14 protein-coding genes are annotated in these 16,070 nt (G+C 66.0%); 5 read left to right on the forward strand and 9 right to left on the reverse strand.

Translation table 11 applies throughout. The features are described 5' to 3' along the window. Positions 1–107 precede the first annotated feature (107 nt). On the forward strand, positions 108–752 hold the full coding sequence (locus AC5Y2L_RS23480) for a hypothetical protein (protein ID WP_499931562.1): 645 nt from the start codon (positions 108–110) through the stop codon (positions 750–752). Between the two features lie 65 nt (positions 753–817). Here AC5Y2L_RS23480 and arc read toward each other — a convergent pair whose 3' ends face one another. Beyond that, positions 818–2,647 carry a proteasome ATPase gene (gene arc / locus AC5Y2L_RS23485; protein WP_499931563.1) on the reverse strand — a complete coding sequence of 610 codons (1,830 nt, stop codon included), beginning with the start codon at positions 2,645–2,647 and terminating at the stop codon, positions 818–820. 301 nt (positions 2,648–2,948) lie between these two features. On the opposite strand from arc, the gene lppK reads away from it, so the two are divergent. Continuing rightward, positions 2,949–3,482: a lipoprotein LppK gene (lppK, locus tag AC5Y2L_RS23490; protein ID WP_499931564.1), complete on the forward strand. Its 534-nt coding sequence runs from the start codon at positions 2,949–2,951 to the stop codon at positions 3,480–3,482. Between the two features lie 9 nt (positions 3,483–3,491). Then, the gene (locus AC5Y2L_RS23495; RefSeq protein ID WP_499931565.1) at positions 3,492–3,785 is read left to right on the forward strand and encodes a DUF503 domain-containing protein; all 294 of its coding nucleotides are present in this window, start codon (positions 3,492–3,494) and stop codon (positions 3,783–3,785) included. Between the two features lie 12 nt (positions 3,786–3,797). On the opposite strand, the gene trmI is transcribed toward AC5Y2L_RS23495, so the two are convergent. Beyond that, positions 3,798–4,640, reverse strand: coding sequence for a tRNA (adenine(58)-N(1))-methyltransferase TrmI (gene trmI / locus AC5Y2L_RS23500; protein WP_499931567.1), 843 nt, complete (start codon positions 4,638–4,640; stop codon positions 3,798–3,800). Between the two features lie 85 nt (positions 4,641–4,725). On the opposite strand from trmI, the gene AC5Y2L_RS23505 reads away from it, so the two are divergent. Continuing rightward, complete coding sequence (locus AC5Y2L_RS23505) at positions 4,726–5,580, forward strand: RecB family exonuclease (RefSeq protein WP_499932345.1); 855 nt, start codon at positions 4,726–4,728, stop codon at positions 5,578–5,580. On the opposite strand, the gene AC5Y2L_RS23510 is transcribed toward AC5Y2L_RS23505, so the two are convergent. From AC5Y2L_RS23510 to metH, 5 genes are all read right to left on the reverse strand, one after another. Beyond that, complete coding sequence (locus AC5Y2L_RS23510; protein WP_499931569.1) at positions 5,565–6,947, reverse strand: FAD-containing oxidoreductase; 1,383 nt, start codon at positions 6,945–6,947, stop codon at positions 5,565–5,567. The genes AC5Y2L_RS23505 and AC5Y2L_RS23510 overlap by 16 nt on opposite strands. After that, the gene (locus AC5Y2L_RS23515) at positions 6,944–7,456 is read right to left on the reverse strand and encodes a DUF4126 domain-containing protein (RefSeq protein ID WP_499931571.1); all 513 of its coding nucleotides are present in this window, start codon (positions 7,454–7,456) and stop codon (positions 6,944–6,946) included. Before AC5Y2L_RS23515 ends, AC5Y2L_RS23510 begins: the two co-directional genes overlap by 4 nt. Positions 7,457–7,535: 79 nt before the next feature. Next, positions 7,536–8,390 (reverse strand): ATP phosphoribosyltransferase, encoded by an 855-nt coding sequence (hisG, locus tag AC5Y2L_RS23520; RefSeq protein ID WP_499931574.1) that lies wholly within the window; start codon positions 8,388–8,390, stop codon positions 7,536–7,538. A gap of 2 nt (positions 8,391–8,392) precedes the next feature. Continuing rightward, a complete protein-coding gene (locus AC5Y2L_RS23525; protein WP_499931576.1) occupies positions 8,393–8,674 on the reverse strand; it encodes a phosphoribosyl-ATP diphosphatase in 282 nt (93 codons plus the stop codon). Between the two features lie 121 nt (positions 8,675–8,795). Next, positions 8,796–12,449: a methionine synthase gene (gene metH, locus AC5Y2L_RS23530; protein ID WP_499932347.1), complete on the reverse strand. Its 3,654-nt coding sequence runs from the start codon at positions 12,447–12,449 to the stop codon at positions 8,796–8,798. A gap of 468 nt (positions 12,450–12,917) precedes the next feature. Here metH and AC5Y2L_RS23535 point away from each other — a divergent pair, with 468 nt between their 5' ends. Further along, complete coding sequence (locus tag AC5Y2L_RS23535; RefSeq protein ID WP_499931578.1) at positions 12,918–13,805, forward strand: PAC2 family protein; 888 nt, start codon at positions 12,918–12,920, stop codon at positions 13,803–13,805. Here the strand turns inward: AC5Y2L_RS23535 and mshC are convergent. After that, positions 13,802–15,046, reverse strand: coding sequence for a cysteine--1-D-myo-inosityl 2-amino-2-deoxy-alpha-D-glucopyranoside ligase (gene mshC / locus AC5Y2L_RS23540; protein ID WP_499931580.1), 1,245 nt, complete (start codon positions 15,044–15,046; stop codon positions 13,802–13,804). The two genes, AC5Y2L_RS23535 and mshC, sit on opposite strands and share 4 nt — an antisense overlap. Before the next feature lie 146 nt (positions 15,047–15,192). After that, entirely contained in the window at positions 15,193–15,960 is a 768-nt protein-coding gene (locus tag AC5Y2L_RS23545) for a 3'(2'),5'-bisphosphate nucleotidase CysQ (protein ID WP_499932349.1), read from the reverse strand. Between the last annotated feature and the right edge of the window lie 110 nt (positions 15,961–16,070).

The raw sequence follows: 16,070 nt of genomic DNA on the forward strand, positions 1-16,070 counted from the left end.
CGAACCTTCCGGGCAGCCCGCGCTGGGGAACCGCCCGGGCGCCAAACGACGAGGGCAGCCCGGCAGCAAAATTTGACGCTTACTGACTCTGTGATTAATTTCACCTGATGGCCAGCCCGCAGTCGGAGTCAACCGGTCGCCACGCATTGGCGGACCTCTCGGGGCAACGGTATGGCGAGGTGCTGCTGGTAACCCCCGGCGAGGCGGGCCCGCAGGCCAACGTCTACAACAGCTTCCCGCTCAACGACTGCCCGGCCGAATTGTGGTCGGCACTCGACCCACATGCCATCGCGACCGAAAACGGCGCGGCCGCGGCGCTGCTCAACGGTCCACGCTATTGGCTGATGAACGCCATCGAGAAGCGATCTCAAGGCCCACAGCTGACGAAGAACTTCGGCGGCATCGAGATGATCCTGCAGGCCACCGTGCTGCTGTCATCGATGAACCCCGCGCCCTACACCGCCAACACGGTGAGCCGAAACACGGTGTTCGTTTTCTACGCCGGCGAAGAGGTGTACGAACTCCACGACCCGCAGGGCAACCGCTGGGTCATGCAGACCTGGAGCCAGGTGGTCGACCCCAACCTGTCGCGCGCCGACCTACCCAAGCTGGCCGACCGGCTGAACCTGCCCGACGGGTGGTCCTACCAGCCGCGCGTGCTCACCGAAGAATTGCGGGTGGACACCACGTCACGCGCTGCGCAGGTCACCCAGGACGATCTGACCAACAGTTATTCGCTGGTGACCGACTAGGTCGCCGCCATTGACCAGCGGCGACCCACTTCACCCGGCTCCGCCGCGCTCGCGATCGCCGCTCCCTACAGGTACTGGCCCAGGTTGGACTCGGTGTCGATGGCCCGTGACGCGCTCGACGACTTACCGGTGACCAAGGTGCGGATGTAGACGATCCGCTCCCCCTTCTTGCCCGAAATCCGCGCCCAGTCATCGGGATTGGTGGTGTTGGGCAGGTCCTCGTTCTCGGCGAACTCGTCGACGATCGAGTCGAGCAGATGCTGGATCCGCAGCCCCGGCTGGCCCGTCTCGAGGACAGACTTGATGGCGTTCTTCTTCGCCCGATCCACGACGTTCTGGATCATCGCCCCGGAGTTGAAGTCCTTGAAGTACATGACCTCCTTGTCACCGTTGGCGTAGGTGACCTCCAGGAAACGGTTGTCGTCGATCTCCGCGTACATCCGGTCGACGACCTTCTCGATCATCGCCTTGATGCAAGCCGTGCGGTCGCCGTCGAACTCGGCGAGGTCGTCGGCGTGCACCGGCAGATCCTCGGTCAGGTACTTCGAGTAGATGTCTTGCGCCGCTTCGGCATCCGGCCGTTCGATCTTGATCTTCACGTCCAAGCGTCCCGGCCGCAGGATGGCGGGGTCGATCATGTCCTCCCGGTTGGAGGCGCCGATCACGATGACGTTCTCCAACCCCTCGACGCCGTCGATCTCGGACAGCAGCTGCGGCACCACGGTGGTTTCGACGTCTGAGGAGACGCCGGTGCCGCGGGTGCGGAAGATCGAGTCCATCTCGTCGAAGAACACGATCACCGGAGTGCCCTCCGACGCTTTCTCGCGGGCCCGCTGGAAGATCAGCCGGATGTGACGCTCGGTCTCCCCGACGAACTTGTTCAGCAGCTCGGGGCCCTTGATGTTGAGGAAGTACGACTTCGCCTCGCGGGAGTCGTCGCCGCGGACCTCAGCCATCTTCTTGGCCAGCGAATTGGCGACCGCCTTGGCGATCAACGTCTTGCCGCAGCCCGGCGGACCGTACAGCAGCACACCCTTGGGCGGACGCAGCGCGTACTCGCGGTAAAGCTCCTTGTGCAGGAACGGCAGCTCGACGGCGTCGCGGATCTGCTCGATCTGGCGGGTCAGGCCGCCGATGTCCTGATAGCTGACGTCGGGCACCTCTTCGAGCACCAGGTCCTCGACCTCGGCCTTGGGAATGCGCTCGAAGGCGTAGCCGGCTTTGGTGTCGACCAGCAACGAGTCGCCGGGCCGCAGCTTGCGGGGCCGGGTGTCGTCGTTGAGGGCATCGGGATGCCCGTCCGGCAAGTCCTCGGCGACCAACGGCTCGGCCAGCCACACGATGCGTTCCTCGTCGGCGTGGCCGACCACGAGAGCGCGATGACCGTCAGACAAGACCTCCCGCAAGGTGGAAATCTCGCCGACCGATTCGAACGTGCCGGCCTCGACGACGGTGAGTGCCTCGTTGAGGCGAACCGTCTGACCCTTCCGCAGCGACGCGACATCGATGTTGGGCGAGCAGGTCAAGCGCATCTTGCGGCCGGAGGTGAAGACGTCGACCGTGTCGTCAGCGTGGGTCCCCAGCAGAACGCCATAACCGCTGGGCGGCTGTCCCAGCCGGTCGACTTCTTCACGCAGCGCCAGCAGTTGTTGGCGGGCTTCTTTAAGAGTTTCCATTAATTTGGAATTGCGCGCCGCAAGTGAGTCGATACGAGCTTCCAGCTGGTGCACGTCACGCGATGAGCGGGCACTCCCATGCGGGCCGGCCGCATGCTCCAGTTGCTCGCGTAGTGCGGCGGCCTCACGACGCAGTTGTTCCAGTTCGGCAGCATCATCGCTGGACAGGGGGTTGTTTCGGTGGGCACCGAACACTTCAGAACGCTCTGACTCACCCATGTTGCGCTCCTTTCCCGCACCGCAATGGTCCGGCGGATACTTCAACGCTACCGGCCATCGCCGGTTCATGCGTGGAGTCAAATGCACTCGAATGCCGTTGAAAAGTTACAAATAAGGTCACGCTGGTAATCTCGGCCACGAATCTGGCCGATCGAAAGGACAGCCGTGACGATAAAGTCGCTCGCCACAGGCGTTACGGCCACGGCCATGGCCGGCGCCGCTGCCGTCGGTGTGACTTTCCTTGCACCCGTTTGGCCGCCAGTGCCGCTCGCCGCAGTGGGCGTTTAACCCGCCCGTCGGAATGCGCTGGCATCGCAGTGTAGTGCTCGGCGCCGCCACAATTCTGGCGGCAGTTGGGCTCTCGGGATGTGCGCACAACGAGTCGAAAGTCTCTTCACCGACCGCCGTTTCGGTACCGCTGCCCACACCGAGTGCGGTCGCCTCGCACCCGAATGCTCCCCTGCCCACGCCCGAAGCCCTGGTCGACGTGCTGATCAGATTGGCCGACCCGGGCGTGCCGGGCAGCGACAAGGTGGGCCTCGTCGAAGGCGCGACGCCGGCCAGTGCCGCCACCCTGGACAAGTTCACCAATGCATTACGCGACGGCGGCTACCTGCCCATGACCTTCGTGGCGAAGGACCTCGCGTGGTCGGACAAGAATCCGTCCAACGTGACGGCCACCGTCGTCGTGAACACCGCACATGCGACCAACCGGGTGTTCACCTTCCCAATGGAGTTCAGCCCTTTCCAGGGTGGCTGGCAGCTGTCCCGGAAAACGGCGGAGATGCTCCTTGCCGTGAATGGCTCGATGCCCTCGCCAACTCCTACTGGCTGAGCGCGCACGATGTGGATCGGCTGGCTCGAGTTCGACGTGCTGTTGGGCGACGTGCGATCGCTGAAGGAGAAGCGCTCGGTGATCCGTCCGGTCGTCGCCGAGCTGCAGCGCAAGTTCAGCGTCTCGGCCGCCGAGACCGGGTCGCGTGATCTGTATCGACGAGCGGGCATCGGGGTGGCCGTCGTGTCCGGGGACCGCAGCCATGCCGTCGACGTCCTCGAGGCCGCCGAACGTCTGGTCGCCGCGCACCCGGAGTTCGAGTTGCTGTCGGTGCGGCAGGGTCTGCACCGAAGTGACGACTAGCCCGATTGGCGACTAGCCGTCGCGGCCCTCGCGTTTGCGGCCCAGCGGAGCCGGGGCGATGACGCCGGGCGCCAGACGGCGCGTCGTCACCAGAAAGCCGGTGTGCCCCCGCATCGAATGCTGCGGGCGAACGGCCAGGCCCACCACGTTCCAGCCGCGCTGCAGCGTCTCCCAGGACCGCGGCTCGGTCCAGCGCTGCTGAGCCCGCAGCGCTTCCACGACCTTCGACAGCTGGGTGACGGTGGCCACATAGGTCACCAGCACAGCGCCGGCGACCACCAACCGCGACACCGACTCGAGCACTTCCCACGGCGCCAGCATGTCCAGCACCGCGCGGTCAAAGGTGCCATCGGGCAGTTCGGAGTCGGTGACGTCGCCGATGACGAGTTGCCAGTTCTCGGGTTGCCGGCCATAGAAATTCACGACATTGCGGCGGGCGTGTTCGGCGTGGTCGGCGCGTTTTTCGTAGGAGACCACCCGGCCCTGCGGCCCGACGGCGCGAAGCAGGGAGCAGGTCAGCGCACCGGATCCGGCTCCGGCTTCCAGCACCCGCGCGCCGGGAAAGATGTCGCCCTCGTGCACGATCTGAGCGGCGTCCTTGGGGTAGATCACCTGCGGCCCGCGCGGCATCGACATCACGTAGTCGACGAGCAGCGGGCGCAGCACCAGGAATTGGGCACCGTTGCTGGATTTGACCACGCTGCCCTGCTCCAGGCCGATCACCGCGTCGTGGGCGATGGACCCGCGATGGGTGTGAAACTCGCTGCCCGGAGTCAGCGACATGGTGTAATGCCGGCCCTTGGCGTCGGTGAGCTGAACTCGCTCGCCGACGGTAAACGGGCCGGTTGCGGACACGCCGTCTAGCGTGCCAGCCGACTCGCCGTGGCCGGTCCCCGGGGTTGTCGGCGTCCCGTCTTAGGCTTCGGCCATGACGGAGGCCATGATCGACCAGCCGGAGGAAGGGCCGGGTCCCCCCTCAAGGCCGGCACTGTCACCGTCGCGGGCCGCGGACTTCAAGCAGTGCCCGCTGCTGTACCGGTTCCGCGCGATCGACCGGTTGCCCGAGGCGCCGTCGACGGCCCAGGTGCGCGGGTCGCTAGTGCACGCCGCGCTCGAGCAGCTCTACGGCCTGCCCGCGGAACAGCGCAATCCCGACACGGCGAAGTCACTGGTCGGCCCGGCCTGGGAGCAAGTGATCGCCAAGCAGCCGGACCTGGCAGTGGACTTGGATCCCGAGCAGCGGGTCCAGCTGCTCGAGGAGGCCCGCACGCTGCTTTCCGGCTACTACCGGCTGGAAGACCCGACCCGGTTCGACCCAGAAAGCTGCGAACAGCGCGTAGAGGTCGAACTAGCCGATGGCACGCTGTTGCGCGGGTTCATCGACCGGGTCGACGTCGCCGCCACCGGCGAGCTGCGGGTGGTCGACTACAAGACCGGGAAGGCGCCGCCGGCCGCGCGGGCCATGGCCGAATTCAAGGCGATGTTTCAGATGAAGTTCTATGCGGTGGCGCTCTATCGGTCACGCGGCGTGCTGCCCACGCGGCTGCGGCTCATCTATCTGGCTGACGGCCAGCTGCTGGACTACTCGCCGGACCATGACGAGCTGCTGCGCTTCGAGAAGACCTTGATAGCGATCTGGCGGGCCATCCAATCCGCCGGTGCCACAGGGGATTTCCGCCCCAACCCGTCACGGCTATGCGAGTGGTGCCCCCACCAGCAGCACTGCCCTGCCTTCGGCGGGACGCCGCCGCCATATCCCGGCTGGCCGGATCAGACGACTCAGCCGGCGGCTTGATCGAGCGGCGACATCTCTTGCAAGATCGTGGGAATCAACTCGCTGACCGTGGGATGGATGTGCATCGTCCGCGAAAGCGTGGTGTAGGGGGCCCTGGTTGACATCACGTCCAGAATCGCGTGAATGGCCTCGTCACCGCCCACCCCGAAGATGGCCGCTCCCAGGATCTCGTGACTGTCGGCGTCGACGACCACCTTCATAAAGCCTTGCGTCTCACCCTTTTCCACGGCGCGGCCGACCCTGGTCATCGGTCGCTTGCCGATCAGTGCCCGACGGCCCGACGCGCGAACCTCGTCGACGGTCATCCCGGCGCGGCCCAGGGGCGGGTCGATGTAGAGCGCGTAAGTGGTGATGCGGTCGCTCACGCGCCGCGGGTCGCCGTCGAGGAGGTTGGCCGCGACGATCTCGAAGTCGTTGTACGAGGTGTGCGTGAACGCGCCCTTGCCGTTGCAGTCGCCCATCGCCCAAATGTGGTCGACGTTGGTCTTGAGCTGGTCGTCCACCACGATGTGTCCGCGGGCGTCGGTCTGCACACCGGCGACGTCCAGCCCCAGATCGTCGGTGTTGGGCCGCCGGCCCACCGCCAGCAGCAGATGACTGCCGGCTATCTCGGCTGCACCGGCACTCGGGGTAAGCTCAAATCCGTTGTTGTGCTTACTAATTCGGATATCGTCGGCGCCGACGACGATATCGATCCCCTCGGCCTCCAAGACCGTGCGGATAGTGGCTGAGACGTCCTCGTCTTCACGCGAGGCCAACCGCCGGCCGCGCTGCACGACGGTTACCCTCGCCCCGAAGCGACGGTACATCTGCGCGAACTCCAGGCCGATGTAGCTGCCGCCCACGATGACGAGATGCTCTGGCAGCGTGTCGATTTCGAGAATGGAGACGTTGGTCAGGTAGTCGACGTCCGACAGACCCGGGATGTTGGGCACCACCGCGCGTCCGCCGACGTTGAGGAAGATCCGGTCACCGCGCAACAGTTCGTCGTTGACCCGCAGCGTGTGTGGATCCTCGAAACGTGCGTGACCGCGAAAGAGGGTGCAGCCGTTCATGCCGTCCAGCCAGTCTTCGACACCCTTGCGGTCCTCGAGCATGATGCCGTCTTTGCGCGCCTTGACTTTCGCCATGTCCACGCTGATCGCTCCGGTTGCCACACCGTATTCCGCGCCGCGTCGGGCCAGTTGCGCGGCGTGCGCGCTGGCAACCAGCGTCTTGGTCGGGATACAACCGGTGTTCACACAGGTGCCGCCCACGTGTTTGCGCTCCACCACCGCAACCCGCTGCCCTGCGGCCGTGAGCCGACCCGCCAGCGGCGGGCCGGCCTGGCCGGCGCCGACGACGATCGCGTCGAAATGCTCTGTCACAGAGCGGCCGTCGCGGCGATGACGCCGAAAGCGCCGAAGACCGCCACGGCATCTTCCAACAACGCGATAGGCAGGTCCTTGCCGCCGATCAGGGCTACCAGGCGTCGGCGGGCGTGGTAACCGCCCAGCGTGCCGAGCACGGCGCCGATTACGCCCGCGCCCAGTCCGGTCATCGCATAACCATGCGGCGAATGCAGCAGCGCACCCCCCAGGACCGCGCCGGCGAAACCGCCCATCAGCAGGCGGACGGCGAACACCGGCGGTGCAGTTCGTGGAGGCGTTTTGGGAAGCTTGTCGTTGACGAGTTCACCCACCGCAAGAATGCTCAGGATCACCACGGTGATGACGTTGGCCACCCAGCCGGCCCAGGGGGCACCGGCGATGTAGTCCCAATTTTTCCAACCGAGGTGCGCGCCCCACGCCACTGCTGCCGGTGCCATCAGGGATCGCAGGCCCGCGATGATGCCGATCAGCAGACCCATCAAAAGGACAGGGAGATAATGGGTCACGGCGATCCTCCTCGGTCGAAGTGCACTCGGCCCCCGCCGGACGCTAACACACTCATCGGTTACCGGCACTGCCCGACGATCAGAACCGGCAGAACCTGATGTCGGAGGCCAGAATTGCCTTGGCCCCGATGGCGGCGAGCTCGTCCATGATGCCGTTGACGTCGCGTCGGGGCACCAGTGCGCGCACTGCGACCCAGTCCGGCTCGGCCAGCGGCGCAATGGTCGGCGACTCCAGGCCCGGCGTGATAGACGTGGCCTGGTCGAGCACCGAACGCGGGCAGTCGTAATCCAGCATCAAATACTGCTGACCGAACACCACACCCTGTATGCGGGCCACCAATTGATCATGCGCCGCGGTTTGCTGATGCCGGCTGTCCGCGACGTGCTCGATCAGCACCGCCTCCGAATCACACAGCGGCTCACCGAAGGCCACCAGATCGTGCAAGCTCAGGGTGCGGCCCGACCCCACCACGTCGGCGATGGCGTCGGCGACCCCGAGCTGCACCGAAATCTCCACGGCGCCGTCGAGCCTTATCACTGTTGCTTCAATACCCTTGGCGGCCAAGTCATTTCGAACGAGATTCGGATATGCCGTGGCGATCCGCTTCCCCGCCAGGTCGGCCGTCGTCCAGTCCCGCCCGGCGGGAGCCGCATAACGGAAGCTGGACGAACCGAAGCCCAGCGCCAGGCGTTCCCGTACCGGTGCCTGCGAATCGTTGACCAGGTCGCGCCCGGTGATCCCGAAGTCGAGATCTCCCGAACCGACATAGATGGCAATGTCTTTGGGCCGCAGGAAAAAGAATTCGACGTTGTTGACCGGGTCGATGACGGTCAGGTCTTTGGGATCGGTGCGACGGCGGTAACCGGCCTCGGACAGGATCTCGGTGGCCGGCTCGCTGAGCGCACCTTTGTTGGGAACCGCGATGCGCAGCATGCTCATAGCTTCCGGTAGATGTCGTCGAGAGACAGTCCGCGCGAGATCATCAGCACCTGCGTCCAGTACAGCAACTGACTGATCTCCTCGGCCAGTGCGTCATCGGGCTCATGTTCGGCGGCCAGCCACACCTCCCCGGCCTCCTCCAGGATCTTCTTGCCCACCGCATGCACCCCGGCGTCGAGTGCAGCGACCGTGGCGCTGCCCGCCGGCCGGGTGCGGGCGCGCTCGCCGAGTTCGGCGAACAGATCCTCAAACGTCTTCACGGCCAGCGATTGTTTCATGCACCGGCGAGCAAAGTCATCTCGGTTTGGCAAGCGCCCGAGCCGCGAAGGTGCGCAAATTGCCAACATTTACGGCGTTTCCCTGTACATTCACGCACCCTCGCGGCCGGCGGAGTGAGGGTCAGTCCTCCGGGTTGTAGGCGAGGTTGGAGCTGAGCCAGCGCTCAGCTTCCCGCATCGTCCAGCCCTTGCGCTTGGCGTAGTCGGCGACCTGGTCCTGGGCCACCCGGCCGATCACGAAATACTGCGACTGCGGGTGGGAGAAATACCAGCCGCTGACGGCGGCACCGGGCCACATCGCCATCGACTCGGTCAGCTCGATGCCGGTCCGCTCATGGACGTCGAGCAACTTCCACAGCGTCGCCTTCTCGGTGTGTTCCGGGCAGGCCGGGTAGCCCGGGGCGGGGCGGATTCCGACGTACTTCTCGGCGATGAGCGCCTCGTTGTCCAGGTGCTCGTCCGGCTGGAATCCCCAGAACTCCTTGCGGACCCGCTCGTGCATCCGTTCGGCGAAAGCCTCGGCCAGGCGGTCCGCGATCGACTCCAGCAGGATCGCGCTGTAGTCGTCGAGGGCAGCTTTGAACTCGGCGATCTTTTCCTGGCTGCCGAGCCCAGCGGTGACGGCGAAGGCGCCGATGTAGTCAGCCAGACCGGTGTCTTTGGGCGCGATGTAGTCGCTCAACGACCGGTTCGGGATGCCCTCCCGGTGCTCGCCCTGCTGGCGCAAGTTGTGCAGCGTTGTCAGCACCTCGGTGCGGGTGTCGTCGGTGTAGACCTCGATGTCGTCCCCAACCGCGTTGGCCGGGAAGAACCCGATCACCCCGTTTGCAGTCAGCCACTTCTCCTTGATCAGGGTGTCCAGCATCTGCTGAGCGTCGTCGTAGAGCTTGCGGGCGGCTTCGCCCGAGGTCGGGTTGTTGAGGATGTCGGGGAAACGGCCCTTCATCTCCCAGGCGTTGAAGAACGGCTGCCAGTCGATGTACTCGCGCAATTCGGCGAGGTCATACTCGTGAAACTCCCGCACCCCGAGGCCCTGGGCCGGCACCGGCGGCGTATAGCCGTCCCAGTCGATCGGCGTCCGGTTGGCGCGGGCCTTTTCCAGCGTCAGCATCGGCCGCTCGTTCTTCTGGGCGTGCCGTTCGCGCAGGGATGCGTAGTCTTTCTCGGTCGCCTCCAGCAGGGCCGGACGCTGCTTGTCGTCGAGCAGCGCCGCAGCCACCGGCACCGAGCGGGACGCGTCCTTGACCCAGACCACCGGACCGCTACGACGCGGCGCCACCTTCACGGCCGTATGGGCGCGCGAGGTGGTCGCGCCACCGATCAGCAGCGGGATCTCCAGCCCTTCGCGTTCCATCTCGACGGCGAAGTTGACCATCTCGTCCAACGACGGGGTGATCAGGCCGGACAGCCCGATGATGTCGGCGTCGTGCTCGTTCGCCGCAGCCAGGATCTTCTCGGCGGGCACCATCACACCGAGGTCGATCACTTCGAAGTTGTTGCACTGCAACACAACTCCGACGATGTTCTTGCCGATGTCGTGGACGTCGCCCTTCACGGTCGCCATGACGATCGTGCCGTTGGTGTCTTTGGAGTCACCCGGCTGCTTCTCCGCCTCGATGAACGGCAACAGGTACGCGACGGCCTTCTTCATCACCCGGGCCGACTTCACTACCTGGGGCAGGAACATCTTGCCGGAGCCGAAGAGGTCGCCGACGACGTTCATGCCGTCCATCAGCGGGCCCTCGATCACCTCGATCGGCCGCCCTCCCGCGGCGGCGATCTCGGCCCGCAACTCCTCGGTGTCCTCGTCGACGTGCGCGTCGATGCCCTTGACCAGGGCGTGCGTGATCCGCTCGCGGACCGGCAGGCCGCGCCACTCGGCTGCCGCCGCTTCGTCAGTCTTGTCCGACTTGTTGAACCGCTCGGCGATCTCCAGCAGCCGTTCGGCCGCGTCCTCGCGGCGGTTCAGCACGACGTCCTCGATGCGCTCCCGCAACTCGGGGTCGATCGAGTCGTAGGGCACCAGGGCGCCGGCGTTGACGATGCCCATGTCCAGGCCGGCCTTGATGGCGTGGAACAGGAACACCGAGTGGATCGCCTCGCGGACGGGGTTGTTGCCCCGGAACGAGAACGACACGTTGGAGATACCGCCGGAGATGTGCACTCCCGGCAGATTCTCCTTGATCCAGGCGCAGGCCTCGATGAAGTCGATCCCGTAGGTGGCATGCTCCTCGATGCCGGTCGCCAGCGCGAAGCAGTTCGGGTCGAAGATGATGTCCTCGGCCGGGAAGCCGACCTCTTCGGTGAGGATCCGGTAGGCACGCCCGCAGATCTGTTTGCGGCGCTCCAGGTTGTCGGCCTGACCCTGCTCGTCGAAGGCCATCACGACGACGGCGGCGCCGTACTTGCGGCATAGCCGCGCCTCGCGGATGAACTTCTCCTCACCCTCTTTCATGGAGATGGAGTTGACGATCGGCTTGCCCTGCACGTTCTTCAGGCCCGCCTCGATGACCTCCCACTTGGAGGAGTCGATCATCACCGGGACGCGGCTGATGTCCGGCTCGGCCGCGATCAGCTTGGTGAACCGGTCCATCGCGGCGACGCCGTCGATCATGCCCTCGTCCATGTTGATGTCGATGACCTGCGCGCCGGCCTCGACCTGCTGCAACGCGACCGACAGCGCGGTGTCGTAGTCCTCGGCCTTGATCAGGTTGCGAAACCGGGCGGAGCCGGTGATGTTGGTGCGCTCACCGATGTTCACGAACAAGGAGTCATCGGTGATGTTGAGCGGCTCCAGGCCCGAGAGCCGCGTGGCCACCGGGATGTGCGGCACCTCGCGCGGCGGCTTGCCCTCGACGACCTTGGCGATTTCCGCGATGTGCGGCGGCGCGGTTCCGCAGCAACCACCGACGATGTTGACCAGGCCGGCCTCGGCGAAGTCGGCGATGTAGCCGGCCTGACGCTCTGGGGACTCGTCGTACTCGCCGAAGGCGTTGGGCAGGCCCGCGTTCGGGTAGCAGGAGACGAAGGTGTCCGCGATCCGCGCCATCTCGGCGATGTAGGGCCTCATCTCCGGCGCGCCCAGGGCGCAGTTGAGGCCCACCGCGATCGGCTTTGCGTGCCTGATCGCGTTCCAGAATGCCTCGGTGACCTGGCCGGATAGCGTCCGGCCGGAGGCGTCGGTGATGGTGCCCGAGATGATGACCGGCCACCGGCGTCCACGGTCCTCGAACAGCGTCTCGACGGCGAACACCGCCGCCTTGGCGTTCAGCGAATCGAAGATCGTCTCGATGATGAGCAGGTCGGCACCACCGTCGACGAGGCCGTTGGCGGCTTCGAGGTACGCGGCGACCAGCTGGTCATAGGAGACGTTGCGGGCTCCGGGGTCGTTGACGTCCGGCGAGATCGACGCGGTGCGCGTCGTCGGCCCGATTGCGCCGGCGACGTAGCGGGGCTTCTCCGGGGTGCTGAACTCGTCGGCGGCTTTGCGGGCCAGGGCGGCGCCGGCGTAGTTCAGTTCGTAGCTCAAATCCGCCATGTCGTAGTCGGCGAGCGAGATCGCGTTCGAGTTGAACGTGTTGGTCTCGAGGATTTCGGCGCCCGCCTCGAGGTACTCGCGGTGAATCCCCTCGATGATCTGCGGCTGCGTCAGGGTGAGCAGGTCGTTGTTGCCCTGAAGGGCGGTCGGCCACTCGGTGAACCGGTCGCCGCGGTAGCCGGCCTCGTCCGGCCGGTCCCGCTGAATCGCCGTGCCCATCGCGCCGTCGATCACCATGATCCGCTGGCGCAGCGCTGCCGTCAGTTCCTCGGCGCAGTCCGGGCGGATGTTCGGCGCGAAAGATTTCGCATCAACGGCGTTCACGTACGTTCCTTCCATAGCGGAAGGCGTCCTTGACTCTGTCGAGCGTGGCGGATACCGGGGGCCGGGCCCCCAAATAGCCGTTGCAACGCCTCTCGACCAAGAAAGTCTACGTCGTCCCCCGACGTGCGGACGCCCAGCTCGACCCGACCCGCACGGCGATTGCGATGCCCTTGAGCGCCAGCTCGCGGATCGTGTCGGCAATGAACATTGGGGTCGTAGTTACCAAGGTTGACCAGTTTGCGGCTGGACGTATTTCGTCTTGACCGCGTCGGCGCCGGTTGTAGCGGTGCTCAATCACCCCATAAGGATAGTGGGCCTATGCAAATCAATGGGGGTGTCACAGGTCTCTGACAGGTGCTCGCCAGGCCGTACCCTGAATCTGTGACCCCTCCGGATGGCGGCTCGGATAGCTTGTCGAAGCTCGAACTGCACAACACCGTCGTCGTGGCGGCGTTCGAGGGATGGAATGACGCCGGCGACGCCGCCAGCGATGCGCTCGAGCATCTGGACGCCATCTGGGAAGCCGATCCCATCGTGGAGATCGACGACGAGGCCTACTACGACTACCAGGTGAATCGCCCCGTGATCCGCCAAGTCGACGGGGTCACCCGGGAGCTGGTGTGGCCGGCAATGCGGATTTCGCACTGTCGGCCGCCCGGCAGCGACCGTGACGTGGTGTTGATGCATGGGGTCGAGCCCAACATGCGCTGGCGCACCTTCTGCGCCGAGCTGCTGGCGATCGCCGACAAGCTCAACGTCGACACCGTCGTCATTCTCGGGGCACTGCTGGCCGACACACCGCATACCCGGCCGGTGCCGGTCTCCGGCGCGGCCTACTCCTCGGAGTCGGCGCGGCGTTTCGGGCTGGAGGAAACCCGCTACGAAGGCCCGACCGGGATCGCCGGGGTTTTCCAGGACGCCTGCGTGGCGGCCGGGATTCCGGCGGTGACGTTCTGGGCGGCGGTCCCGCATTATGTGTCACACCCGCCGAGCCCGAAGGCGACGGTGGCACTGTTGCGTCGGGTCGAAGACGTGCTGGACATCGAGGTTCCGCTGGCCGACCTGCCGGCGCAGGCCGAGGAGTGGGAGCGCGCGGTCAGCGAGATGACCGACGACGACGACGACCTGGCCGAATACGTGCAGTCCCTCGAGCAGCGCGGCGATGCCGAGGTGGATCTGAACGAGACCTTGGGCAAGATCGACGGCGACGCGCTGGCCGCCGAGTTCGAGCGTTATCTACGCCGCCGCCGGCCCGGCTTCGGCATTTAACGCTCTTGCAGTTCCACCCCGAGCAGGGCGTCGACGGCTGTTGCCACCAATTTCGGCGCGGCTGCGTCGTGGCCGCCGTACTCGAGTGCATCGGTAGCCCAACCATCAAGTGCGGCAATGGCATTCGGGGTATCTAGGTCGTCGGCCAGATATCGGCGCAGCCGGGCGACGACGTCGGCGGCGTCGGGCCCCGCCGGCAGCGTTGTCGCTGAGCGCCAGCGCCGCAGCCTGGCGGTCGCGTCGTGCAGCACCTGCTCACTCCACCAGCGATCGGCGCGGTAGTGCCCGGCCAGCAGGCCCAGCCGAATGGCCTGCGGCTCAACGCCTTGCGCGCGCAGGGCCGACACCAAGACCAAGTTGCCTCGGCTCTTGGACATCTTGTGACCATCCCAACCAATCATGCCGGCGTGCACATAATGACGGGCGAAACGTCTTATGCCCCTGACACATTCGGCATGCGCAGCGGTGAACTCGTGATGTGGGAAGACCAGGTCGCTGCCCCCGCCCTGAATGTCCAGACCACTGCCGATGCGGCCCAGGGCGATCGCCGCGCATTCGACATGCCAGCCCGGGCGTCCGGCACCGAAGGGCGCCGGCCAACTGGGCTCGCCTGGCCGCTGCGCCCGCCACAGCAAGGCGTCGAGCTGATCGGTCTTGCCCGGGCGGTGCGGGTCACCACCACGCCGCTCGTACAGCTGAAGCATGGTGTCGCGGTCATAGCCTGACTCATAACCGAATTGCGGTGTGGCGTCGGCCCGGAAGTAGACGTCCTGATGCTCGTCATCCACAACATAGGCCGCCCCGGAAGCCAGCATCTTCTCGACGAGCTCGACTATTTCGCCGATCGCCTCGGTTGCGCCCACGTAGTCGTGCGGCGGCAAGACGCGAAGCGCCGCCATGTCGGTCCGGAACAGGTCGACCTCGCGATGGGCGAGGTCTTGCCATTCGACGCCGTCGCGCGCCGCGCGTTCGAACAGCGGGTCATCGATGTCGGTGACGTTCTGCACGTAGTGCACCTGGTGGCCGAGGTCCAGCCACATCCGGTGGACCAGATCGAACGCCAGGTAGGTGGCGGCATGCCCGAGATGGGTGGCGTCATACGGGGTGATGCCGCAGACGTACATGGTGGCCTTGGTCCCGGGCGCCACCGGGCGCACCTGCCGGTCCGAGGTGTCGTAGAGCCGTAGCTCCGGGCCACGTCCCGGCACCGCCGGAACCGGTGGGGGCGACCACGACTGCATGTCCTCGACTTTAGGCCCGGTGGCGGTTAAGCCCGTCCGGCGGGCTGAGCACCCGACCGCGAGCGCGCTCATCCGTACACCAAAACGCCCCAAAACCCGTGCATTTGCGGACCTTCGCCATCAAGCGGACTTGGACTGCCGCCGGTTCACCACCATGCTTGGCGGATGGCGCCGAGCAGTATCGGAGCCACCTCGGCGCGACACATCACGAAGTCGGGCAGATACGGGTCGAGCTGGTTGTACCGCAGCGGCGAGCCGTCCAGCCGCGAGGCGTGCATGCCCGCGGCCATGATCACCCCGGCCGGCGCCGCCGAATCCCATTCCCACTGACCGCCGGCATGTAGGTAGGCGTCGACGTCCCCGTCGACCACAGCCATCGCTTTCGCGCCGGCCGAGCCGATCGCTACCGGCTGGATCGCGATGATCTGCCGAATGCGGTGCAGGATCGCGGGAGGCCGGGTGGCGCTGACCGCGATCCGGATGGTGCTGGGTACGCCGACGGGTGTGATGGTGTCTGCGACGGTGTCGCTGCGGTACACCACGTTGCCGCGGGCCGGCAACGCCACCGCGGCGTCGGTGATCTCGGGCCGGCCGTCGGTGTGACGCTGCCACAGCGCGATGTGGACCGCCCAGTCGTCGCGCCCGCGGGTGGAGAACTCGCGGGTGCCGTCCAGCGGATCGATGATCCACACCCGATCGGACTTCAGGCGCGCCAAATCGTCATGCGCCTCTTCACTGAGCACCGCATCCCCCGGACGCTCGGCGCGCAGCCGGCGCAGCAACAGCTCGTTCGCCAGGCTGTCACCCGCGTCGCCGAGTGCCCAGGGGTAGGCGAAACCGACCTCTTCGCGCACCTTCAGCAGCAGCTCCCCGGCATCGGCAGCGAGGTCGGCGGCCAACGCCGCGTCGGTCATCTCATCTGCGGCGCGGCTCACCGCATCAGTATCTCTGAGTGGTGATCGCGAGCGCGGGGCGACCTGATCACGAGCGCGCGCAAAATGACAGTCCAAGCGGCATGTCGTTG

It is taken from the genome of Mycobacterium sp. NGS66, from assembly GCF_059812225.1.